At 44.3% G+C, this 22,568-nt stretch carries 20 protein-coding genes; 19 read left to right on the top strand and 1 reads right to left on the bottom strand.

Features of this window, described 5'->3' with window-relative positions; genetic code table 11:
* The first annotated feature begins 31 nt into the window (after positions 1–31).
* The 11 genes from rpmA to ABDV94_RS10235 all read left to right on the top strand — a co-directional run bounded on the left by rpmA (position 32) and on the right by ABDV94_RS10235 (position 11,770).
* Positions 32–301, top strand: a complete 270-nt coding sequence (rpmA, locus tag ABDV94_RS10285) for a 50S ribosomal protein L27 (RefSeq protein ID WP_309281440.1) — start codon at positions 32–34, stop codon at positions 299–301.
* A 105-nt stretch (positions 302–406) separates the two neighbouring features.
* Positions 407–1,678, top strand: coding sequence for a serine--tRNA ligase (serS, locus tag ABDV94_RS10280; RefSeq protein ID WP_343747088.1), 1,272 nt, complete (start codon positions 407–409; stop codon positions 1,676–1,678).
* 198 nt (positions 1,679–1,876) lie between these two features.
* Positions 1,877–2,419: a hypothetical protein gene (locus ABDV94_RS10275; protein WP_343747087.1), complete on the top strand. Its 543-nt coding sequence runs from the start codon at positions 1,877–1,879 to the stop codon at positions 2,417–2,419.
* 8 nt (positions 2,420–2,427) lie between these two features.
* Positions 2,428–4,254 carry a tetratricopeptide repeat protein gene (locus ABDV94_RS10270; RefSeq protein ID WP_343747086.1) on the top strand — a complete coding sequence of 609 codons (1,827 nt, stop codon included), beginning with the start codon at positions 2,428–2,430 and terminating at the stop codon, positions 4,252–4,254.
* 184 nt (positions 4,255–4,438) lie between these two features.
* Positions 4,439–5,458 (top strand): polymer-forming cytoskeletal protein, encoded by a 1,020-nt coding sequence (locus ABDV94_RS10265; protein WP_343747085.1) that lies wholly within the window; start codon positions 4,439–4,441, stop codon positions 5,456–5,458.
* 3 nt (positions 5,459–5,461) lie between these two features.
* Positions 5,462–8,311, top strand: a complete 2,850-nt coding sequence (locus tag ABDV94_RS10260; RefSeq protein WP_343747084.1) for a T9SS type A sorting domain-containing protein — start codon at positions 5,462–5,464, stop codon at positions 8,309–8,311.
* Complete coding sequence (locus ABDV94_RS10255) at positions 8,278–8,991, top strand: hypothetical protein (RefSeq protein ID WP_343747083.1); 714 nt, start codon at positions 8,278–8,280, stop codon at positions 8,989–8,991. The genes ABDV94_RS10260 and ABDV94_RS10255 overlap by 34 nt, the downstream gene beginning before the upstream one ends.
* A 66-nt stretch (positions 8,992–9,057) precedes the next feature.
* Complete coding sequence (locus tag ABDV94_RS10250) at positions 9,058–9,753, top strand: hypothetical protein (RefSeq protein ID WP_343747082.1); 696 nt, start codon at positions 9,058–9,060, stop codon at positions 9,751–9,753.
* Positions 9,754–9,821: 68 nt separating this feature from the next.
* Positions 9,822–10,505 (top strand): hypothetical protein, encoded by a 684-nt coding sequence (locus ABDV94_RS10245; RefSeq protein ID WP_343747081.1) that lies wholly within the window; start codon positions 9,822–9,824, stop codon positions 10,503–10,505.
* 149 nt (positions 10,506–10,654) lie between these two features.
* Entirely contained in the window at positions 10,655–11,236 is a 582-nt protein-coding gene (locus ABDV94_RS10240; RefSeq protein ID WP_343747080.1) for a hypothetical protein, read from the top strand.
* A 33-nt stretch (positions 11,237–11,269) separates the two neighbouring features.
* Positions 11,270–11,770 carry a hypothetical protein gene (locus ABDV94_RS10235; protein WP_343747079.1) on the top strand — a complete coding sequence of 167 codons (501 nt, stop codon included), beginning with the start codon at positions 11,270–11,272 and terminating at the stop codon, positions 11,768–11,770.
* Positions 11,771–11,786: 16 nt separating this feature from the next.
* On the opposite strand, the gene ABDV94_RS10230 is transcribed toward ABDV94_RS10235, so the two are convergent.
* A complete protein-coding gene (locus ABDV94_RS10230) occupies positions 11,787–15,512 on the bottom strand; it encodes a T9SS type A sorting domain-containing protein (protein WP_343747078.1) in 3,726 nt (1,241 codons plus the stop codon).
* A gap of 361 nt (positions 15,513–15,873) precedes the next feature.
* On the opposite strand from ABDV94_RS10230, the gene ABDV94_RS10225 reads away from it, so the two are divergent.
* Genes ABDV94_RS10225 through nuoH form a run of 8 tightly spaced genes read left to right on the top strand, consistent with a single transcriptional unit; the run spans position 15,874 to position 22,530 of the window.
* The gene (locus ABDV94_RS10225; RefSeq protein ID WP_343747077.1) at positions 15,874–16,239 is read left to right on the top strand and encodes an NADH-quinone oxidoreductase subunit A; all 366 of its coding nucleotides are present in this window, start codon (positions 15,874–15,876) and stop codon (positions 16,237–16,239) included.
* Positions 16,227–16,778 carry an NADH-quinone oxidoreductase subunit B gene (locus tag ABDV94_RS10220; RefSeq protein WP_343747076.1) on the top strand — a complete coding sequence of 184 codons (552 nt, stop codon included), beginning with the start codon at positions 16,227–16,229 and terminating at the stop codon, positions 16,776–16,778. Before ABDV94_RS10225 ends, ABDV94_RS10220 begins: the two co-directional genes overlap by 13 nt.
* Positions 16,768–17,277 carry an NADH-quinone oxidoreductase subunit C gene (locus tag ABDV94_RS10215; protein WP_343747075.1) on the top strand — a complete coding sequence of 170 codons (510 nt, stop codon included), beginning with the start codon at positions 16,768–16,770 and terminating at the stop codon, positions 17,275–17,277. The genes ABDV94_RS10220 and ABDV94_RS10215 overlap by 11 nt, the downstream gene beginning before the upstream one ends.
* A 38-nt stretch (positions 17,278–17,315) precedes the next feature.
* Complete coding sequence (locus tag ABDV94_RS10210; protein WP_343747074.1) at positions 17,316–18,533, top strand: NADH-quinone oxidoreductase subunit D; 1,218 nt, start codon at positions 17,316–17,318, stop codon at positions 18,531–18,533.
* Position 18,534: 1 nt separating this feature from the next.
* The gene (locus ABDV94_RS10205) at positions 18,535–19,071 is read left to right on the top strand and encodes an NAD(P)H-dependent oxidoreductase subunit E (protein ID WP_343747073.1); all 537 of its coding nucleotides are present in this window, start codon (positions 18,535–18,537) and stop codon (positions 19,069–19,071) included.
* Positions 19,072–19,073: 2 nt separating this feature from the next.
* Positions 19,074–20,417 carry an NADH-quinone oxidoreductase subunit NuoF gene (gene nuoF / locus ABDV94_RS10200; RefSeq protein WP_343747072.1) on the top strand — a complete coding sequence of 448 codons (1,344 nt, stop codon included), beginning with the start codon at positions 19,074–19,076 and terminating at the stop codon, positions 20,415–20,417.
* 15 nt (positions 20,418–20,432) lie between these two features.
* Entirely contained in the window at positions 20,433–21,401 is a 969-nt protein-coding gene (locus ABDV94_RS10195; protein WP_343747071.1) for a 2Fe-2S iron-sulfur cluster-binding protein, read from the top strand.
* Position 21,402: 1 nt separating this feature from the next.
* Complete coding sequence (gene nuoH / locus ABDV94_RS10190; RefSeq protein WP_343747070.1) at positions 21,403–22,530, top strand: NADH-quinone oxidoreductase subunit NuoH; 1,128 nt, start codon at positions 21,403–21,405, stop codon at positions 22,528–22,530.
* The last annotated feature ends 38 nt before the right edge of the window (positions 22,531–22,568 follow it).

The raw sequence follows: 22,568 nt of genomic DNA, 5'->3' as shown, positions 1-22,568 counted from the left end.
TCGTCTTCGGACGGATCAAAATTTTAAAGAAATGGCACACAAAAAAGGAGTCGGTAGTTCCAAAAACGGTCGCGAGTCAGAAAGCAAGCGTCTTGGAGTGAAAATTTTTGGTGGACAAGCTGCAATCGCTGGGAACATTATCGTTCGTCAACGCGGTACTGCACACCACCCAGGGAACAATGTGGGTATTGGAAAAGACCACACATTGTATGCATTGACTGACGGAACAGTTGAGTTCCGTAAGAAGAAAGATAATCGTTCGTTTGTATCGGTAGTTCCATTTGAAACTGCGGAGGCTTAATCGAATACTATAACATTCTGAGAAAGGCGAGTTCCGACAGTTACGGAATTCGCCTTTTTATGTTTTATAAATCACCATTTTTTGAAACCATAAATTCATTCATTTATGTTAGAAATGACCAAAATCCGCGCTGAACGGGATGAGATCATCACCGCACTGAAAAAGCGCAACATCGATGTAACAGAGACAATCGATGCAATTATTGCTAAAGACCAACAATGGCGTGCTGCGAAAACGTCCATGGAGTCTATCGCGTCCGAGTTGAATAAAATTGCAAAGGAAATTGGTGAATTTTTCAAAAGTGGTAAAGCTTCGGAGGCGGAAGCAGCGAAAACAAAAACAGCTGATCTGAAGCAGGAAGAACACCAGTTGAAATTGCAGGTGGATGCATTGGAAAATGAAATCACCCATTTATTATACCAGATTCCAAATGTGCCGCACACACAGGTGGTTGCCGGAAAGAACGAGGAAGATAACGAAATCATTGAAGTGATCGGAGAGCCTGCTGTATTGCAAAATAACGCGCTTCCTCACTGGGAATTAGCGAAGAAGTTCGATTTGATCGACTTTGAGCTGGGAGTGAAAATTACCGGAGCAGGTTTCCCGGTTTACAAAGGAAAAGGAGCGAAATTACAGCGTGCCCTGATTCGTTTCTTCCTGGAAGAAGCAGAAAAAGCAGGCTACGAAGAGTTTGTGGTTCCCCACGTGGTAAACGAGGCGAGTGCATACGGAACCGGACAGTTGCCGGATAAAGAAGGTCAGATGTACCACATGCCCGTAGATGATTTGTACATGATTCCTACTGCAGAAGTGCCGTTGACGAATATTTACCGCGATGTGGTTCTTCCGGATGAGAATTTCTCTATCAAAATGACAGGTTACACGCCTTGTTTCAGACGAGAAGCGGGAAGCTACGGAGCGCATGTACGTGGTTTGAACCGTTTACATCAGTTTGATAAGGTTGAAATTGTACGCATCGAACACCCGCGTAATACGGAAAGAGCATTGACTGAAATGGTAGATCACGTGAAAGGATTGCTGGAGAAGTTGGGCTTGCACTACCGCATTTTGCGCCTGTGTGGAGGAGATACCGGTTTTGCTTCTGCCATGACGTACGATTTCGAAGTTTACTCTGCGGCACAGGAAAAATGGCTGGAAGTAAGTTCTTGTTCCCGCTTTGATACGTTCCAGGCAAACCGTTTGAAACTGCGTTTCAAGGGAGCGGATAAAAAAAATTACCTGGCGCATACCCTGAACGGTTCGGCGTTAGCACTGCCACGTATCCTGGCATCTATTCTGGAAAATTACCAGACCTTGGATGGAATTGAAATTCCGGAGGTGTTGCATCCGTATACGGGATTCACAAGAATTGATTAATTCACAATAGGATAATGAGATCCCTTCTGTCGATTGGCAGAGGGGATTTTTTGTTTGTTCCTGATGCATATTCGCGATATTGCATACAGCCCTTGTTACTACTCGCTTTCCGACGGAAAACACACACATTTTTAATCCATTTTTTGTTTTGAACTCCCCAACTCACCCCAACCCAATCATTTTACGTAACTTAGTCTCATGCTCAGAAATGGTTCCTTTCTTTTACTGCTCGCCCTGCTGCTTTCCTGTGAAAGCAAGCTCGGAAAGTTTGAGGATGATGTGCTGTATACCAAAGCGACCAACGATTCCGTAGTGCACTTACTACGGGAGTTGGACACAAACCAGCTGTTGAAACTGCGCGGACAATCCAAGATGATTTTGCTGGATTTCAACATCGAATTGGGAAATGACACGCTGGATATGAAAACTGCCGGGGAAATTGACGGATTCATCCGGGCATACCGGGCAACTGATTTCTTCACTTCAGAATTTAAAAAGCTTGGAAAAGCACAGCAGGAACAGCAAAAACGGTTGAAATCACTGCAGTCGGATCTGGAAAACGGAGCGGGAGACCGGGCGCAGTATTATGAATACGTTCAATTTGAACTCAAAGAAGCGAAAGAAATCCGGAAACACAGCCTGATTTTAGAGAAACAATTTATAGAATTTAAACATTCTTACGAGCAATTTAAACCTATTTTTGAACGTTTTAAGGACGAACATTCACCTTCAACGCAGTAAGTACTTTGATGAAACACCTGATTATTTTTTGTTGCCTGTTCTTTTCCCTTGCTCTTTCTGCGCAAACGAGCACAGACCAGCAATTGGCTAATTTATACTACAATAACGGCGAATTCGACAAGGCACTTCCGTATTTCGAAAAAATCATCAACAAGCAGAGCACCAAGTTTGACCAACTGCGTTATGTGGATTGCCTGGAAAAAACGAATCAGCAGAAAGACGCGGAGAAGTTTCTCAAAAAACTCATTTCCAACTCAAAAGATTTTGACTACACCATTGCGCTGGGGGATTTGTACGAACGAACCGAACGAACGTCTCAGACAGAGAAACTCTATAACGACCGCATCAAGCAAGTCGCATCAAACGGGTATGAAGTAGTAGAGTTGTACAATTCCTTTGTGAAAAAAGGGAAAGTAAATTGGGGATTGAAAACGCTGGAAGCAGGCAGGAAAGAACTGAAGAAAAACTATCCGCTGCAGGTTCAGTTTGCAGAAGTATATGCATTACTTGGACGTACGGATGAAATGATCGATGAGTATTTTGATGTGTTGGATCAATACCCGAATTATGCTTCCAACATTCAGAATGCGCTGACGAAACAAATCGACTTCTCGGAGGACAAAACAGGAGTATACCAAAAGCTGAAAGAGAAACTGCTTGTACGGATTCAGAAGAAACCCAACGATTTCATTTATGCCGAAATGCTGATCTGGTTGTTCATCCAAAAGAAAGAGTTCAAAGCGGCGTTGACGCAGACACAGGCACTTGACCGCAGAGAAAAAGGAAACGGCTACCGGGTGATGGACTTGGCTGAGACGTGTGTGGAAAACAGTGATTATACAACGGCACGTGCGGCATACAATTACATCATTGAACAAGGTTCGCAGAATCCGAATTATTATACCGCGTACAGTGCATTGCTCAATATCCGTTACCGCGAAATCACGATAGAGAAGAAATACCAGCCCGAAGACATTGCTGCGGCAGAAAGAGAATACCGCCAGGGATTGAAACTGCTGGGTTGGGGACGAAATGCCGTTTACACTGCAAAAGAACTGGCAGAAATCAAAGCATATTACGGAAACGATGCCGAAGGCGCGGCGCAACTGCTCGATAGCTGTCTGGCTGTTCCCGGCTTATCCGACTTTGAAAAAGCACAGGTGAAAATGGCACTGGCAGACGTATTGGTACTGAAAGACGATATCTGGCAGGCATCCCTGTATTACATGCAGATCGACAAAGACTTCAAATTCGAAGCCATCGGTTCCGAAGCGAAATACAAGAATGCACGCGTGTTTTACTACGACGGAGATTTCAAGTTTGCACAGTCGCAGTTAGACATCCTCAAAGAATCGACCAGTAAACTCATTGCCAATGACGCAATGAAACTGTCCGTTTTGATCACTGATAACCTGGGACTCGACAGTAACTACACAGCCATGTACCAGTTTGCACAAGCCGATTTGCTTCTGGAGCAGCACCAGTTTGACCGTGCCTTCAAACTCTACGATTCGATCAATGCAGCGTTCCCCGATCACGGACTGGCAGATGAAATCCTGCTGCGCAAAGCACAAGCCATGGAATACCAGGGAAAATGGAAGGAAGCGCTTGATTACCTGAACCGCATTTACACCTATTATAAAAACGATATCCTGGCAGACGATGCCGTATTCCAGATGGCGGAAATCTATGAAAAGAACCTCCACGACAAGGAAAAAGCCACAGAATACTACAAGAAAATCCTTTTCGAGTGTAAAGGAAGTCTTTTAACCGTCGAAGCACGGAAACGTTACCGGGCATTGCGCGGCGATGTTTCAGATTCGGAAGATTTGTAAGTATTTCCCGGAAGAAGCTCATCAATGGTTATTACTCACTTGTGAGTAATCTGATCGCCGGATATGCCTCGTTTATCCTGATGAAATTCGAGTCTTTCAGTTAAAAATCAGTGTTTTAGTTGGTTTTGTCTAAAAAAATAGTTAAGATTGTACAGATTGAAACCATAACTATTACTTCACAGATATGCAAAACACTATTCACGGACGCCTTTGGGCACTTATTTGCTGTAACCTATTACTTCTTTGCAACCACACCATCGCACAAACCAATACGCTTCCTTCCAATGGAAATGTAGGAATCGGAACGACCGCTCCGTCAGCGAAACTACAAGTCAACGGTTCTGCCCGCATCGACTCCATGCTGACCATCAAAGATTCCATTATTGTCAATAAAACGGCGCACATCAAAGGAGATTTGAAAGTAGCCGGAAAAGCAGTCTTCAAAGACGATCTGAAAGTTTCGGGAGCAACCACGCTGGTCGGAACCACAGTCATTAAAGAAGGAGACTTGAAAGTGAAGTCCCTCGGTGATTCCACGCTGGCCGGAGACGGAGTGCTGCTGATCAATGCAAACGGGAAATTCAAAAACGGGGGAGATTTGAAAAGCCTGGTTTATTCCGAATCAGCTACGGCAGCATCTCCGTGTAAAGACGATGCAGACGGTTACATTTCACCCGCAGCTCCTACCTGGCTAAACGGCCCGGGAAAATTGTACACGAGCAGCCAATGCGCCCCGGATGTAAAAGTCGGAATAGGGCAGAACAATCCGGAATCGAAGCTCCACATCACGACCGCAGTCAATAGAAATACACATCCGCTGATTGTCGATAAACTGGTTCAGGGAAATCCGGTTCCATACAAATTACTGGAACTGGACAACACCGGACTGCTTTATGCACGGGAAGTGAAAGTCAACCTGGAAGCCTGGCCGGATTATGTTTTTGAAGAATCATATAACCTGATGCCCCTGGAAGAATTGGGAGCTTACATCCGGGCAAACAATCACCTTCCAAACGTTCCGGAAGCTTGCGAACTGGAAGAACAGGGAATCAACCTGGCAGAAAGCAACGTCATGCTCATGGAAAAAGTGGAAGAATTGACGCTCTACCTGCTTCAGATGAAAAATCAGCTGGATCAGCAGTCTCAATTAGTGAATCAACAGCAGGAATTGATTTTGCAGCTGCAACAACAACTAAAGCCGTAACCCATGAAACAGTTGATTGCAGGATGGCTATTGTTAATGAGTTCCCCGGTTTGGGGGCAATCAGATACGCTGGTTTTTGAAAACCCGTTGAAGATGATGCAGTATGCTTATTCCAATACCGATTTCAGCCAGTGGCCCAATCCGTATTTCCGGAATGCGACTCTTGAATTGGAAGATTCCGTTTTCAACAAGTTGGTTTATCACAATCAACCGATTCAATGCAGTGGAAATGGAATTTTAGGTCTGTTCACCCTGATGAACTGGTGGGATAGGTCAGGAAGTTTTCACCGCGACTCGGTGCTGTTCCCGGTCTACGATCATTTCTATTCCCTGGATGAATACGGTCAGTTGCGCATCCCGTTCTATGTGGTCGATTTAAACATTAACGCATTGAAACCCGCTGTTTCGGAAGAATTCAGAACAACTTCGGGCGCGAATCCTTACCGGAAAGTGCTTCCGAATGATCTGGTCGAAAATAAAGTCTTGTATGCTTCCGTTTTCCTCGATTCCTTCGCCTACAACAACGTGTTGTTGGAATTAAATGAAAACACCTTCTTCGGAAATGCCGGCAGAACTATTGATTTTGTGGAAGTGCAAAGCCGCAATGAAACCAAATTGCTGTATTTCAATTCCAGCATAGATCTGAGCGATTGGCTGCGGGGAAAACAGAAACTGACCTTTATCATTCATTTCTCCGACCAGGAACTGGTTCAGGTAACGCAGGAAGTGGAGATGAATCCGAGAAGTGTTTCAAAGTCTGTTGTAAATCAGCATTTTATTGCTTACGAAACACTTTATCCTGATAATTATACATCTTCATCCATTTACTCCCCTGATTTGAAATTCTCTACCTATTACGCCTGTTCGGACAATAAACTACGGAAGCCATTCATTATGGTGGCGGGTTGGGGAACACATACAGATAAGGCATCAATAAATAATGCCAGAAATTGGCCTGCATCTATAGGAAAGCTAGCGAATCAATTCAATCAGGCTGGGTTGATCGAGAACTTACATGACGAAGGATTCGATGTGATTATTTGCCAGTTCTTTCCTCCGAATGCTTATGTGGAGAAAAATGCTGAATTATTGGAACAATTGATCAGCTTGGTAAATAACCGGAAATTTCAAAATGATTCCTACCAGGAAAATGTGATTATGGGATTCAGTGCCGGTTCGCTTGCGACCCGCCTGGCGTTACAAAAAATGGAGTACAAACATTTGCATGCAAACGGTCCGCATCCGCATACCCGCTTATACATTTCCAATGACGGAGAACACGGTGGAGCCAATGTCCCGTTGGGAATGCAGCATGCCGTAGAATATTTATGGGAGTACGAGTACAATAATATATTTACAGATTATACAACCTATGCTTTACATTATATTTTGAATGCGCCTTTGTCGAAGCAGCTGCTTCACTATTTTCATACAAGTACTGGTTCCGGGGATAATCCGGGACAGGGTCCGAGTGATTACCGAACATCTTATCTGGCGAAACATACTACTTACAATCATTCTAAGAATGGCCATCGCTTAGGGTTTCCTTCCTTCCAGCGGATGATTTCTATTTCAAACGGGTCGTCCACACCGGATTACGATTTTTCAAATTTTTCGTGTAATCATCTTCCTTATCCCAATGAAACGGGAGCGGTCTTTTTCAAACAAAATGGTTCGCTGATGGGTTGGGTAGACCGGAGGTTTGAAGCGACTTTCCTCAAACACGGAATACAACGGGTGTTTTATTACGAGTTCAAACAGCTTTTCAAGCCCTGGAAAGTGGCCTATGAAGCCAAAACAAAGGATCCGTTGGTATTGGATAACGCTCCCGGAGGAATCATTTTCATTGAAGACAACCCGATCCGGAATATTATCGATGAATTGCAATCGGAATTAACAGGAGCTCCGGATATAACAGAAGATTACCTGTTTTCATTTACACCGACCGTGTTGACTCATGATGTAAAAGATTTGAATAGCAGTTTAAATAATGGATACCCGGATTACAATTTTAAAAATCGGAAATTAATGTATGATAATGAAGTGAGTGCAAATTTGGGAAACCCTATAAATGCATCAAACTACTATGGTTATCCGCATTTGGGTTATCCCGGGAATCATTACGACTATACTGTATTTGATGCCTTGTTTTGCTGGAATGAAAACACGGAACACCTCACCGGGAACCGGAAGGATCCAAATGCATACGCGGGAATCGACTCACCGATCAAGGCTATCCAGAAAAATTTTGTGATGGAGGAATCCGAACCGGATCATGTGTTCCTGCAAAACTTGCGGATTGGGTTCTATACCCGTTCGGGATATTCTTACCGGGTAGATTACGAGGCGGGGAATACCATTCATTTGGGAAATCATGTTACTCAAAAGACGGATTTTGTAGATCTGGTGGTGGAACCCAATGCTGTGGTGGATGCACAAGCTGTAAAAGAAATCCATTTCACACCGGGAGTACACATTCAAAATGGGTCTGATTTTCATGCTTATATCGGGGACATTACCTGTGAGAAGTCATTGTCGAACCATTCGAATCCGGGAACTTCGGAAAACAATTTGGGAGAAGAGGATGAATACAGGAATTCCCTCACAGACAAGCCGGAAATGGTCTCACTCTTTCCGAACCCGTCGAAACACAGTTTCTTTATTCGGTGGGGAGAAATTGCTTCGGGAGAACAGGTACTAGTTCAAATTTTCGATCTTTCAGGAAAAGAATTGTTCCAAAAGGACGTATCTTTCGGAGAGGAAGTGATGCATGAGCTGAAACCAGGATTCTATATGGTCAAACTACTAAAGAACGGATTATGTGTTACAAAGAATATATTGGTAGAACAGTAATCGCTTGTTGTTTATTGTTTTCATTCTTTTCCTGTAAAAAGTTGGACAAGGATAATCCCATTGAATTTACAATCAAGGCACATATTCCCTATAGCGGTGAACCCATTTCAGGAGTGAAGTACACGATCCGTGAATACAAATCCAAGAAGGGAAAACTGGGAGAGGTGGAGTACACGGATTTTGTGCTGGAAGGAATGACGGATGCAAATGGAGTTGCTTCTATTGCCTTTGCACCTCGTAAGAGCAAGAATTATTATTATGATCTGACGTTTGATTATTCTTCGATGCAATTTGCAAATTATTCCGGTTCTTATTCGTTAATCAAAGCACCAACCTATGTGCATTTGGTTAGAAATGATCAACAAGATTATGAGATAAGAGCTTTACCACATTGTGGTATGCATTTTAAGATTGAGAATGTGAATTGTTTTGATGCAAATGATAAAATGAGATATAGAGTATATCATTTGGAAGAAGAGCCAAATCAACAATTTCAATATATTCCTTACAGTAACTATTTTAACGGATGTGGTTTTTTGGGTGAGATTACGAATAGTAGTATTTTATCTGGTCATCAAATTTACCAAATCGAAGTGACCCGAAACAACCAGATTACAACCTATATCGATACATTTTTCTTGCAGCCTGGAGTGATGAATGAAGTTTTTTTGCAGTATTAACGATCAAGTACGGAAAATCGCAACTCATAACTGGGAAATTATGCTCATTTTTGAGAAAAAATTGCTATGAAACTGCTACTATTCGTTTTTGTCGGAGTTACATGCTTTTCCTGTAAAAAGTTGGACAAGGACAACCCCATTGAATTTGCAATCAAGGCACATATTCCCTATAATGGTGAGCCTATCTCAGGAATCAAATACACGATCCGGGAATACAAATTCAAGAAAGGAAAACTGGGAGAGGTGGAATACACGGATTTTGTGCTGGAAGGAATGACGGATGCAAATGGAGTTGCTTCCATTGCTTTTGCTCCACGAAAGAGCAAGAATTATTATTATGATCTGACGTTTGACTATTCGTCTATGCAATTTGCAAATTATTCCGGTTCTTATTCGTTAATCAAAGCACCAACTTATGTGCATTTGGTACGTAATGATCAACAAGATTATGAAATCCGAGCCTTACCACATTGTAGCGTACACTTCAAGGTTGAAAATGTGAATTGTTTTGATACCAATGATAAAATGAGGTTTAAAACATTCAATTATGATGAGTTTCCAAATCAGTCTTTTGAGTATATTTCGGTTTGGGGTAACTACTTTAATGGTTGTGGGTCTTTGTTTGATGGAGTATTTGATGATAGATTATCAGGGACATTATTTTACCAAATCGAAGTGACCCGAAACAACCAGGTCACAACCTATATCGATACATTTTTCTTACAGCCTGGAGTGACGAATGAAGTTTTCCTGCAGTATTAACGATCAAGTACGGAAAATCGCAACTCATAATTGGGAAATTATGCTCATTTTTGAGAAAAACAATTGCTATGAAACTGCTACTATTCGTTTTTGTTGGGCTCACATGCTTTTCCTGCAAAAAGTTGGATAAGGATCATCCCATTGAGTTTGCGATTAAAGCACATATTCCGTATAGCGATGAGCCTATTTCAGGAGTAAAATATACCATCCGGGAGTACAAGTCTAAAAATGGAAAGTTGGGAGAGATAGAATATACGGATTTTGTGCTGGAAGGAATGACGGATGCAAATGGTTCTGCTTCCATTGCTTTTGCACCTCGTAAAAACAAAAATTACCACTATGATCTTTCTTTTGATTATTCTTCGTTGCAATTTGTTAATTATACTGGTTCTTATTCGTTAATCAAAGCACCAACCTATGTGCATTTGGTTAGAAATAATCAACAAGATTATGAAATCAGGGCTTTGCCATTAATGCAAATGCGATGGAATTTTAAAAACCAATCTTGTTTTGATGGGAATGATACCTTTAGATATAAGGTGTGTAATTTAGATGAGACTCCAAATTATAATTTTAATAGTGGAGATCCTTGGATTGAAGGAATAGTATTGAATGGATGTGTAGATCTTTCCGGAGATTATTTGCAAAGATTGTCAGGTCATTACATATTTAAATGGGAGGCTGTTAGAGGAGGAGCAACTACTACAGGTATTGATACTTTTTTGTTTCACCTGGAGGAAATGATGATGTGAATATGTACTGGTAACAAGTGTGTAAAAACGCAACTCATAATTCATATAAATCGCTCCATCCCGTCCCGCTGAAAACCAAGTACGGAAAATCGCAACGCCCTTTCTTTCCAATCCCGCTATTTTCGCTGGAACCTTTTTGTATATCAGCGATGAAAAATGGAATTTTGGGACTAGTGATTGCAGCTGCTTTGAATGCCTTTGGGAGCAGGGGAAATGTTCTTCCGGATAGTCTTATATTGTATGATTCCCTTGCTGTTCGCCGCACGCTGGGAGTAAACCCGGATTATGGACACAGATACAACCGCTTCTCCGTTGAAGCCCGCGTGAACTACATGAAGGGAAAATACGACTACCTCGGGGTGGCTGTTCCGGTGATCTGGTGGTGCAGAAGTTACGACTTGCCCATCGAACACATCGGATTTTCTGCCGGAATCGACTTCAAAATCTCCGGCGCAGAAACCGTTTACGCGCCGAAACTCTCTTTCGAATACCGTTACCTGGTTCTGGTCGGAAGAGTGGGGCATCAATACTATACCGACTTCAGGTCGCGCTCGGAACACCGCCTATTTATCGAAGCCGGGTTTTCCATCCTGGGATTTTTAGATATTACCTACCTGCATGCGTTCGGCTTCAACGGAGATCCTTTCCGGATGCGTTCCTCCAACCTGAATGTGACCTTATCCATCCCGATTTCGAATCATTTCTGGAAAACCGGGGCCTTGTGGAAATAACATGATTCAACCAAAACAGCTAAATTGAAACAGATGAAAAAGTACATGACCTTATTTCTGCTGGTTTTCCTGGTCTTTGAACCGGTTCAGGCGCAAAGCAGAGAATCCTTCGGAGAAGAGTTTGGCATAGACCCGGATTTCCGGATCGGAGGTTTGCGGGTGAACTACATGCAGGGAAAAGATGGATTCGTTGGCGGAGCCTTCCACTTCGGGTGGCACGAAACGGAATATCTGCCGTTTAAGCATGTGGGATTTGCTGTCGGCTCGGATTTCAGGTTGTCGAAGGATTTACTCATGGCGCCGAAAGTAACGCTGGAATACGGGTATTACTTCGGTGTGATCCGTGCGGGATATCTCTGCTATACGGATTGGAACGGCAGAACCGACAACCGGATTTCTGCAGAAATCGGTTTTTCTTTGCTGAGTTTTGTCGACCTGACCTACATCCATACCTTCGGTTTCAACCACAATCCCTTCAACCTCGGAAACGATTATGTCAACCTGACTATCAACGTTCCGTTCATCATGCGCTGATAAATTCAGCATTTCATTACCATTTCACGACACGCGCTATTTTTTTACCCGATTCGGTATCCAGCGTAAAAATGTAAACTCCGGCCTCCTCATGTTGCAACGAAACTTTTTCTCCGGTTGCTATTTCTTTTGAAAAAATGGACTTCCCCTGAGCGTCATGAACGGTTAATTGAGCCTTTCCGCCCGGAAAATCAATTGTGACCAAATCCACTGTTGGATTCGGATGAATGGATGCGTTTGATAAAACACCTTTGCTCAGACCTAAATAGTCAATCACGATGCAGGACGAAGTGTCTTCGCAGCCTTCCGTATCGGTGATAATTACCGCGTATGATCCGTCTGAAGTTGGAGTAAACAAGGCATTGGTTTCGTTCACCAGAATCGTGTTTGTAGCACAATCGATCCATTGGTAAGTCCCGAAGCCTGAAGCACTGATTGTTCCGTCTCCATTCTCTAACGCGGAAACCGCAGGTAGGGGATGGATTGTCAAATGAAGGGAAATAACAGAGTCGCAGCCCGCTGCATTTGGAAATACAAGCGTCGGTGAATTGGTAGAAGCCGTGTATGTTACTCCATTGATCCAGGTGTATTCTCCACAAGCGCTTACTTCTTCCACACTTCCTGATAATGGAAGGATCGTCAAGTGAAGTGAAATCACAGAGTCACAACCCAGAGCATTGGGAAGTACACGAGTCGGTGAATTGGTGGAAGACGTATATGTTATCCCATCGGCCCAGGTATATTCTCCGCAGGCAGTTACCTCTTCCACGCTTCCGGATGATTGCAGGATGGTCAATTGAAGGTTAACCACAGAATCACAGCCAAAACTGTTTTGCAAATGATATGTTGCAGAAGAATTATTGGAAGAATACGTAATTCCGTCTATCCAGGTATAGGATTCGCACGCTGAAACGACCTGTGTTCCGGAAGTAGGTACATGAATGGTCAAATGGAGTGTTACAATTGAGTCGCAGCCTTGTGAATTGGTGAGGGTATAAGTCGGTGTAGAAGTACTTGCATAATAAATAACTCCGTTGATCCATACGTACGAATCACATGCTGACACAACCTGGATTCCGGAACTGGGTTGATGAACCGTTAGCTGTAACGTAACGATTGAATCACATCCTGCCTGGCTGCTTAATGTCTGTGAAACGGTTGTATTACTGAAGTAGGTCACGCCATTACTCCAGGTGTAAGGTCCGCAACTTGTCACAACATCCGAATGATAAATAGTAGGATTTATGGTAAGTTGAAGCGTGATGATACTATCTGTACCTGCAGCATTCGGAATCACATCCGAATAAGTCCCCGATGAGGTATAATTTGTTCCCGAAGGGCCGGTATACGAGTTACACACCGTTTGAGTGATTGTATTGTACGTGTTCGCCGGACTGTTTAACCAGGCCATCCGGTTGCGACCGATTTCATTATAAGAAGTGAAATCACCTCCGATTAGCATTTTGTTGTTGCTCAACTGCAAAATAGATCGGACATCGGTATTGGCAGTTACTCCCGTTCCGAATTGAAACGAAGTATTCTCGGAGCCTCCCGGGTTCAGGCAAATCACACCTTTTCGTGCATTCCCGTTAAAGGTGGTAAACTGTCCGCCAACAAAAATCTTCCCGTCATCCTTTAAGTAAATTTCAGAAACGGTTGTGTTGAACCCGGTTCCAATGGCAAATGACGGATCAGGGCTTCCGTTTGTTAAAACCCGCGTCAATCGGGGTGCAATTGTTGAGTTAAAGGTGTTAAACTTTCCGCCGATCAGAATTTTTCCGTCCGGCTGAACAGCGATTGAATTCACAACATTATTGCAGCCATTTCCAACATTGAATGTGGCATCTAATGTTCCGTTGGTATTTAAGCGTGCAATGCGGTTGATCGCGGTTGAAGCGTAATAGGTAAAATCTCCGCCGACAAGTACTTTCCCATCCGATTGAAGTGCCAGGGAACGCACCGTAAGAAGAAAGCCGGATCCGACCGTAAAGGTTGCATCCAGTGTTCCGTCTGCATTTAATCGTGCGATATTTGACCGGGAAACTCCATCAACCGCAGAAAATTTTCCTCCGATGATTATTTTTCCGTCCGGTTGAAGCACCATGGCATGGATGGTGTCCGAGATGGTTACGTTCGGACTAAATGCCGTCTCAAGAGTCCCATCGGCATTCAGGCGCGCAATACATTTCCGGGATGAACCATTGATCCCGTAAAAACTTCCTGCGATCAAAATTTTTCCATCCGGTTGAATAATGACTTTTCGCACACATCTGAAATCTCCGCCGGTAGCAAAATTGGTTATGGGAAAAGATGTATTGAGTGTTCCGTCAGCGTTCAGTTTTACCAATCCTTCCCTGGTAACGCCATTGAACCGGTTAAACTCGCCTCCAACGATCAATGTACCATCCGGTAGTTCTTTGACACTATTTACTGCGCCACTATTGAAACCGGAACCGGAATTGAAAGAAGGGTCCAGTGTTCCGTCGGCATTCAAGCGCACTAAATTCCGGTAGTACTGGCCATTCAGATATTTAAACGTTCCGCCTACCAGTATTTTTCCATCTGCCTGTGGCAAGCTGATGTCTACATACGTACTGTAACCCGGAGAAGTGAAACCGGTTCCGGTGCTAAATCCGGCATCCAGTGATCCGTCAGCATTCAAACGGGCTATTTTGGAAATCGTTGTTCCGCTATAAGCTGATGCCTGACCGCTTGCAAGGATATCGCCGTCGGGTAATATGTTCACTGTGCGCAATCCATTGTTGAACCCGATGGATGAACTATAAGATGGATTCAGAGTCATATCAAGCGTCCCGTCAAGGTTAATGCGTGCGATAAAGTTTCGTGCAATACCGTTGTAATTGTTAAAATCACCAATGATGACCAATTTTCCATCGGGTTGCTGAATTGCATCCTGAACGGTTGCGTTAGGTCCTCCGGTTCCGGATCCTGTTACGAATGTCGGATCAAGTGAACCGTCAGCATAGAGAATGGCTTCACGAATGCGGGTATTGCCGTTGTAATACGTAAATGCTCCGCCAATATAGATTCTGCCATCAGTCAGAACGGTGATGGCGCATACGGTATTCGAATAACTGCTTCCGGCACTGCTCACACCACTTCCGCCCGAATTAAACGTCGGATCGAGACTTCCGTCGCTGTTTAACCGGGCGATACCAACACAGGGCGTTCCATTGACGGTTGTGAAAGAACCTCCTACCAGCATTTTGCCGTCCGGCAGCAAAACGATTTCTGAAGTGAGATTATTCAGTCCGGTTCCGGGATTAAATGACAGATCTAATGTACCATCTGCATTCAAACGGGCAATCCGGTTTCGGGTCACCCCATTGTATTTGGTGAAATCACCTACAATGATGATTTTACCATCCGGCTGAACGTCGATATTGTAAACCTCTCCGTATGTTGAGGTTGTTGCTCCGGTTCCGCCAACATTCCACGTCGGGTCAATCGATCCGTCGTGATTGATGCGCATGATTCCCTCGCAGCGCACATCGTTGTATTTTGCAAATGCCCCTCCGATTAAATATTTGCCATCCGGTAATAAAACAGTTGCATCTACCCAATTATCCGCACCGTCACCAATTCCAAAACCGGGATCGGCAGTATTGAATAAGGGATCATTGGCGCCTGCCTGGGAAAACCCATAAAAACAGGAAAATCCAACGTAAAAAATCAATAATGTAAGGAATGATTTAGAAGAGATTAGTAATCGTTTAGCCATGTTACATGCAGTTAGAAGTGCAAATATATGTAGATTGTAATACGATGCTATCTGGAAATCAAAGTTTAACAAGCCTCCGGTTCTTTCTTCCCGGGTGCATTTTACCGGAGCATACTAACGTCATAAGAAAGAAAAATTTCAACCGCCATACTGATCTTACGAGGCATATTTCAGGAAGGTTGCATGAAAGCTTTCTTACCAATCAGCCATTATCTTCGCCCGACCAACACTTTTCATCGACCAGCGATTTCGGGGCGTTTGGGAATTAGTTACCGGTAATTTAGATTAAATCTAAATAGATTTTTGCGCCGGGTGTTCTTGTTAAAATGTATTAAATTCGCGAGTCTTAAAACTAGTGATTATGTCTTCTGCAGAAGATTACTTACCAATATTGCTTCAGGCAGCCGTTGCTTTAGGATTTGTTATTACAGTTCTGGTGGTGGCTCCTTTGCTTGGTCCTAAACTATTAGGTAAAAAGAAAAATTCCAACTGGGAGTGTGGTATTGAAGAAGTTGGAAACGCTCGTTTCCCGATCTCCATCCGTTATTTGTTAACTGCAATTTTATTCGTGCTTTTCGATGTGGAAGTGATTTTCTTCTACCCGTATGCAGTGAATTTCCATTTCCTGCAGTCAGACGGATTGATCGCAGTAATTGTTTTCGTGGCATTCTTCCTTACAGGATTTTTCTACGTACTTAAAAAAGGTGCTTTAGAATGGGAAAAGTAGAAATTATCAATGGTGTAGAAACCATTAATGGAGAAGGGTTTCAATTGACATTGCTTGACAAGGTGATTGGAGCTGCTCGTGCAAACTCGGTTTGGCCGCTTCCTTTCGCTACCTCTTGCTGTGGTATCGAATACATGGGGACCATGGGAAGTAACTACGACGTGGCGCGTTTCGGAATGGAACGGATGTCCTTTTCTCCCCGCCAGGCAGATTTATTGATCGTTGCCGGGACAATCTCGAAAAAATTAGCTCCTGTCCTGAAACAGGTATATGAGCAGATGGCAGAGCCAAAATGGGTTTTGTCTGTCGGTGCATGTGCTTCTTCAGGAGGGATTTTTGATACTTACTCGGTATTGCAGGGAATTGACCGCGTGATTCCGGTAGACGTTTACGTTCCGGGATGCCCGCCAAGACCGGAGCAAATCATCGAAGGCTGTATGAACATTCACCGCTTGGTGAAAAGCGAATCATTGCGCCGCCGTTATTCGGATGAATACAAGCATTTGTTGAAGAAATACGATTTGAACGATGAGCAATAAATTGACAAATGAAATGGTCTTGGCTCGTCTGCAGGACAAGTTCGGCGATGCAATCCTGAAACACGAAGAACCGTACGGTTTTTTGACTGTTGAAGTGCCTGCTGACAAAGCACACGATTTGATTTCCTGGTTGAAAACAGATGAGGTGCTGAAAATGTCGTTCCTGACACTACTTGGAGCAGTGCATTACCCGGATAACAAAGGTCGTGAAATCTGTATAAACTACCAGGTTCATTCCTTCATCCACAATGTGCGTCTGCGGATTCGTGCATTTCTTCCGATTGAAAATCCATCCATTCAGACTATCACAGACATCTATGTAGGTGCAAACTGGCTGGAGCGTGAAACATACGATTTCTTTGGAGTGATCTTCGAAGGACATCCAAATTTGACGCGAATCCTGAATGAAGATTCAATGGATTACTTCCCGATGCGTAAAGAATACCACCTGGAAGACGGAACGAGAGAAGATAAAGACGATCGTTACTTCGGTCGTTAATTAGTAAATCAAGAATCAGAGTAGCTAATAAAGAAACTATGAGCGATACTCCCAAAAATAAAAGCTTGTTTGCCGATGAAACCATCGACGGACAAATTGCAACGCTGAACTTAGGGCCTACGCACCCGGCAACGCACGGAATTTTCCAGAACGTTTTGACGGTTGACGGGGAGAAAATCTTAGGTTCCGTTCAAACTGTAGGGTACATTCACCGCGCTTTTGAAAAGCTGGCTGAACGCAGACCTTACAACCAGATCACTCCGATCACAGACCGATTGAATTATTGTTCTTCCCCGATCAACAACATGGGATGGGAAATGACGATGGAAAAACTGATCGGTGTGGAAGTTCCGAAGCGCGTAGACTATATGCGTGTGATCATCATGGAATTGTCACGTATCGCAGACCACCTGGTATGTAATTCCGTCATCGGGGTAGATACCGGAGCATTGACAGGATTTACCTACATGTTCCAGGAACGCGAAAAAATCTATGAATTGTTTGAAGAAGTATGTGGGGCACGTTTAACAACCAACATCGGTCGTATCGGTGGGTTTGAGCGTGATTTCTCACCGACTTTCCATACCAAACTGCAAAAGTTCCTGAAAGAGTTCCCGAAACGCTTCCAGGAATTCGACAACCTGTTGTTGCGCAACCGCATCTTCATGGATCGTACAATCGGAGCCGGAGGAATTTCAGGGGAACGTGCAATGGACTACGGTTTTACAGGGCCAAACCTGCGTGCAGCAGGAGTTGACTACGATGTCCGCGTGATGAATCCGTATGCATCGTATGAAGATTTCGACTTCATCATCCCGGTAGGAACACAGGGAGATACCTACGACCGTTTCTGCGTGCGCCAGGAAGAAGTGCGCCAGAGTTTGCAAATCATCGAACAAGCCTATAAAAACCTTCCGGAAGGGAAACATTTCTCACCGGATGTTCCGGAATTCTACCTGCCTCCGAAAGCAGACGTATATACGAAAATGGAGGCCTTGATTTACCACTTCAAGATCATTATGGGTGAAACACCTGTGCCGGTCGGAGAAGTATACCATGCCGTAGAAGGAGGAAACGGAGAATTAGGTTTCCACCTGATTTCAGACGGAGGAAGAACACCATACAGACTTCAGTTCAGAAGACCTTGTTTTATTTATTACCAGGCATATCCCGAAATGATTACCGGTCAAACCATCTCAGATGCAGTATTGACATTAAGTAGCTTGAACGTGATTGCAGGAGAATTGGACGCATAAGATGAGTACGATAGCAACAAATGAATATGTGAATCAGCCGGAACCGGAGTTCAGTGCTGAGAAAATGAAAGAAGTAGAGCGTATTATCGGGCTCTTTCCGGAAGGAAAGCAAAAAAGTGCCCTGATGCGTATTCTTCACATAGCGGAAGAAGAATTCGGAGGCTGGTTGAGCGTACCGACCATGAATTACGTAGCACGCCTGTTGAATATTCAACCGATCGAAGTATATGAGGTAGCCACTTTTTACACGATGTTCAATATCGAAAAACCGGGAAAAGTGGTGTTGGAAGTATGCCGTACAGGACCTTGTATGCTGGTTGGTTCAGACCAGATCATCGAACACATCGAACAAAAATTGGATATCAAAGTAGGGCAAACCTCTGCTGACGGAATGTTTACGCTGAAAACAGCAGAATGCCTCGGAGCTTGTGGTTACGGCCCGATGCTGCAGTGCGGAAAACACTACCACGAGCATTTGACTCCTGCGAAAGTAGATGAGTTGTTAGATACTTTGCGTAAAGAACATTCAGATAAATAGGAATGGGAAGAAAACTATTATTGGAACATGTAAACGTTCCCGGAATTGAAACTTTTGAAGTTTACCGCAAAAACGGAGGTTACCGTTCTGTAGAGAAAGCTTTGAAAACGATGTCGCCGCAAAATGTGGTTGAAGAAGTTCAGGCATCCGGACTGAGAGGTCGTGGTGGTGCAGGATTCCCGACAGGAATGAAATGGTCTTTCCTGGCAAAGCCGGAAGGAGTTCCGCGTTACCTTTTGTGTAATGCTGACGAATCCGAGCCGGGAACCTTCAAGGATCGTTATCTGATGGAAAAAATCCCGCATTTGCTGGTAGAAGGAATGATCGTTTCTTCCTACGCGCTGGGATGTAACCAATCATACATTTATATCCGCGGAGAATACATGTGGGTCCTGGAAATCGTGGAAAAAGCGATTGCAGAAGCCTATGCAAACGGATTCCTTGGAAAAAATATCCTGGGTTCGGGCTACGACCTGGACCTGGCAATCTGTCCCGGAGGAGGAGCATACATCTGTGGTGAAGAAACCGCATTGATCGAGTCCCTGGAAGGAAAAAGAGGAAACCCGCGTATCAAACCGCCGTTCCCGGCTGTAAAAGGTTTGTGGGGATGCCCGACCGTGGTAAATAACGTAGAATCCATTGCTGCTGTAGTTCCGATTGTGAACGACGGTGGTGCTGAATATGCAAAAATCGGGATTGGTAAAAGTACCGGAACCAAATTGATCTCTGCTTGCGGAAACCTGGTAAAACCAGGAGTGTACGAAATCGAGCTGGGACTTTCCGTAGAAGAATTCATCTACTCCGATGAGTGGTGTGGAGGAATCGCAAACGGGAAGAAAATCAAAGCGTGTGTACCGGGAGGATCTTCCGTTCCGATCCTGCCTGCAAACCTGATTACCAAAACAGCAGAAGGAACAGACCGTTTGATGTCATACGAAAGTTTGGCAGAAGGAGGTTTTGCAACCGGATCCATGCTGGGGTCAGGAGGATTCATCGTATTCGACGAAGATCAGTGTATCGTACGAAACACGTGGAATTTTGCACGTTTCTATGCGCATGAATCTTGTGGACAATGTTCCCCTTGCCGGGAAGGAACCGGATGGATGGAGAAAGTACTCCGCCGCATCGAACACGGACAAGGACACATGCACGACATCGATTTGTTGGCAGAAATCAATAAGAAAATAGAAGGAAACACGATTTGTCCGCTGGGTGATGCTGCTGCATGGCCGGTAGCGGCGGCAATCCGTCACTTCAGAGAAGAATTTGAATGGCACGTGACGCACCCGGATGAAGCTGTAAAACGCAACTTCGGAATTGCTTCCAATCACATGCCTTTAGTATAAAATAGTAGCTCGATTATGGTAAAAGTTATCATTGACGATATTGAAGTAGAAGTAGAACCGGGAACAACGATCCTGAATGCTGCTCGCAAGATCGGCGGAGACGTAGTTCCTCCTGCAATGTGTTACTACAGTAAACTGCAGGGGAGTGGTGGAAAATGCAGAACCTGCCTGGTAGAAGTTGCTGCCGGTTCAGCTGCAGATCCGCGCCCGATGCCGAAATTAGTGGCTTCCTGCTCTACTCCGGTAAACGATGGAATGGTGGTGAAAAACAAAACTTCGGAACGCGTGTACGATAACCGTGCGGCTGTAACGGAGTTCTTATTAATCAACCACCCGTTGGATTGTCCGATTTGTGACCAAGCCGGTGAGTGCCACTTGCAGGATTTGGGTTTCGAACACGGAAAAGAAGGAACGCGCTACGAAGAAAAACGCAGAACGTTTGACCCGATCGATATCGGCGACAAAATCAAGTTGCACATGAACCGTTGTATCCTGTGTTACCGGTGTGTTTACACGGCAAACCAGTTGACCAACCAGCGCGTTCACGGGGTCATGCACCGCGGAGACCATGCGGAAATCTCCACATACATTGAGAAAGCAATCGACAACGATTTCTCCGGAAACGTAATCGATGTGTGTCCGGTAGGAGCTTTGACCGACAAAACATTCCGTTTCAAAAGCCGTGTATGGTTCCTCAAACCGATGGAAGCATCCTGTGAGTGTACCAAATGTGCCGGAAAAGCAGTGGTTTGGATGTTCGGAGACGAAATTTACCGCGTAACAGGTCGCAAAGACAAGTACGGTGAAATCGAAGACATCGACGGGAAAACAGCCTGGATTTGTAACGAATGCCGTTTCGACAAAAAAGACAAGAGTCAGTGGAAAATCGAAGGACCACGCGTGATTAACCGTCACTCCGTGATTTCCCAGAACCAGTACATTGCTGACGATAAAATCGAAGCTAAAAAACTAACTGGAAAGTAAGATGATCATAAAATTAATCATAGTTGTTGCGCTCTTCGCAATTACATTGGGAATTGCAGCTTACCTGACGCTGATGGAGCGTAAAGTTGCAGCGTGGATGCAGGATCGTATCGGTCCGGACAGAGCGGGGCCTTTCGGTTTGTTGCAGCCGTTGGCAGATGGTGGAAAAATGTTCTTCAAGGAAGATTTCCGTCCAACGAATGCCGACAAGTGGCTCTTCATTATCGGGCCGGGAATCGCCATGTTTACTTCCCTGATCACCGGGGCGGTTATTCCATGGGGGCCGGATTTGAAAATCTTCGGAGAAACCATTGCACTGCAGGTTGCAGACGTAAACGTAGGAATCCTCTTCATCATGGGAGCGGTTTCCATCGGGGTATACGGAATCATGATCGGAGGCTGGGCTTCCAACAACAAATTTGCCCTTTTCGGAGCAATCCGTGCGAGTTCACAGATGATCTCCTACGAATTGGCCATGGGAGTTTCCGTCATTACCATTGTGTTGATGACCGGATCACTGAGCCTGCGCGAGATCGTAGATCAGCAGCATGGTTTCTGGCAGGACGGATGGTTCTCCTGGAACGTATTCAAACAGCCGATCTGTTTCGTCGTATTCCTGATCACAGCATTGGCAGAGTGTAACCGCGCTCCGTTCGACTTACCGGAATGTGAATCCGAGTTGATCGGTGGTTACCACACAGAATACGGTGCGATGAAACTGGGGTTCTTCCTGTTCGCAGAATATGTAAACATGTTTATTTCCTGTGCAGTCATTTCCGCATTGTTCTTCGGAGGATACAACTTCCCGGGAATGGACAATTTCTCCGGAAATACACTGGCAATTTTAGGAACACTGGTTTTCTTCGGAAAAACATTCTTCTTCATCTTCGTATTCATGTGGATTCGCTGGACATTGCCGCGTTTCCGCTACGATCAGCTGATGCACATCGGTTGGAAGAAAATGATTCCGATTGCGTTGATCAACCTCCTGGTTACAGGGGTGGTAATCGCATACACATCCGGATGGTTCTCTAAAGACAAAGCAAACGAATCTGCTGGTGTTGTGAAAACAGAGCAGCCATTGGGATTGAACACATCCTTAGAAAAGAAAACCGGAAATAGCTTATAGATAGTAGAATGGAAAGTTTATCAAATCGCAAAAAAGTT

This window comes from Fluviicola sp. (genome assembly GCF_039596355.1).
GTDB lineage: Bacteria > Bacteroidota > Bacteroidia > Flavobacteriales_D > Crocinitomicaceae > Fluviicola.
The sequence above is the reverse complement of the archived record's forward strand: the minus strand, read 5'-3'. Positions and strand labels throughout refer to the sequence as shown.

Bases quoted from the DNA above. Each gene is read 5' to 3' on its own strand.
- rpmA (WP_309281440.1), top strand. From the start codon at position 32: ATGGCACACAAAAAAGGAGTCGGTAGTTCCAAAAACGGTCGCGAGTCA.
- serS (WP_343747088.1), top strand. From the start codon at position 407: ATGTTAGAAATGACCAAAATCCGCGCTGAACGGGATGAGATCATCACC.
- ABDV94_RS10275 (WP_343747087.1), top strand. From the start codon at position 1,877: ATGCTCAGAAATGGTTCCTTTCTTTTACTGCTCGCCCTGCTGCTTTCC.
- ABDV94_RS10270 (WP_343747086.1), top strand. From the start codon at position 2,428: ATGAAACACCTGATTATTTTTTGTTGCCTGTTCTTTTCCCTTGCTCTT.
- ABDV94_RS10265 (WP_343747085.1), top strand. From the start codon at position 4,439: ATGCAAAACACTATTCACGGACGCCTTTGGGCACTTATTTGCTGTAAC.
- ABDV94_RS10260 (WP_343747084.1), top strand. From the start codon at position 5,462: ATGAAACAGTTGATTGCAGGATGGCTATTGTTAATGAGTTCCCCGGTT.
- ABDV94_RS10255 (WP_343747083.1), top strand. From the start codon at position 8,278: ATGTGTTACAAAGAATATATTGGTAGAACAGTAATCGCTTGTTGTTTA.
- ABDV94_RS10250 (WP_343747082.1), top strand. From the start codon at position 9,058: ATGAAACTGCTACTATTCGTTTTTGTCGGAGTTACATGCTTTTCCTGT.
- ABDV94_RS10245 (WP_343747081.1), top strand. From the start codon at position 9,822: ATGAAACTGCTACTATTCGTTTTTGTTGGGCTCACATGCTTTTCCTGC.
- ABDV94_RS10240 (WP_343747080.1), top strand. From the start codon at position 10,655: ATGAAAAATGGAATTTTGGGACTAGTGATTGCAGCTGCTTTGAATGCC.
- ABDV94_RS10235 (WP_343747079.1), top strand. From the start codon at position 11,270: ATGAAAAAGTACATGACCTTATTTCTGCTGGTTTTCCTGGTCTTTGAA.
- ABDV94_RS10230 (WP_343747078.1), bottom strand. From the start codon at position 15,512: ATGGCTAAACGATTACTAATCTCTTCTAAATCATTCCTTACATTATTG.
- ABDV94_RS10225 (WP_343747077.1), top strand. From the start codon at position 15,874: ATGTCTTCTGCAGAAGATTACTTACCAATATTGCTTCAGGCAGCCGTT.
- ABDV94_RS10220 (WP_343747076.1), top strand. From the start codon at position 16,227: ATGGGAAAAGTAGAAATTATCAATGGTGTAGAAACCATTAATGGAGAA.
- ABDV94_RS10215 (WP_343747075.1), top strand. From the start codon at position 16,768: ATGAGCAATAAATTGACAAATGAAATGGTCTTGGCTCGTCTGCAGGAC.
- ABDV94_RS10210 (WP_343747074.1), top strand. From the start codon at position 17,316: ATGAGCGATACTCCCAAAAATAAAAGCTTGTTTGCCGATGAAACCATC.
- ABDV94_RS10205 (WP_343747073.1), top strand. From the start codon at position 18,535: ATGAGTACGATAGCAACAAATGAATATGTGAATCAGCCGGAACCGGAG.
- nuoF (WP_343747072.1), top strand. From the start codon at position 19,074: ATGGGAAGAAAACTATTATTGGAACATGTAAACGTTCCCGGAATTGAA.
- ABDV94_RS10195 (WP_343747071.1), top strand. From the start codon at position 20,433: ATGGTAAAAGTTATCATTGACGATATTGAAGTAGAAGTAGAACCGGGA.
- nuoH (WP_343747070.1), top strand. From the start codon at position 21,403: ATGATCATAAAATTAATCATAGTTGTTGCGCTCTTCGCAATTACATTG.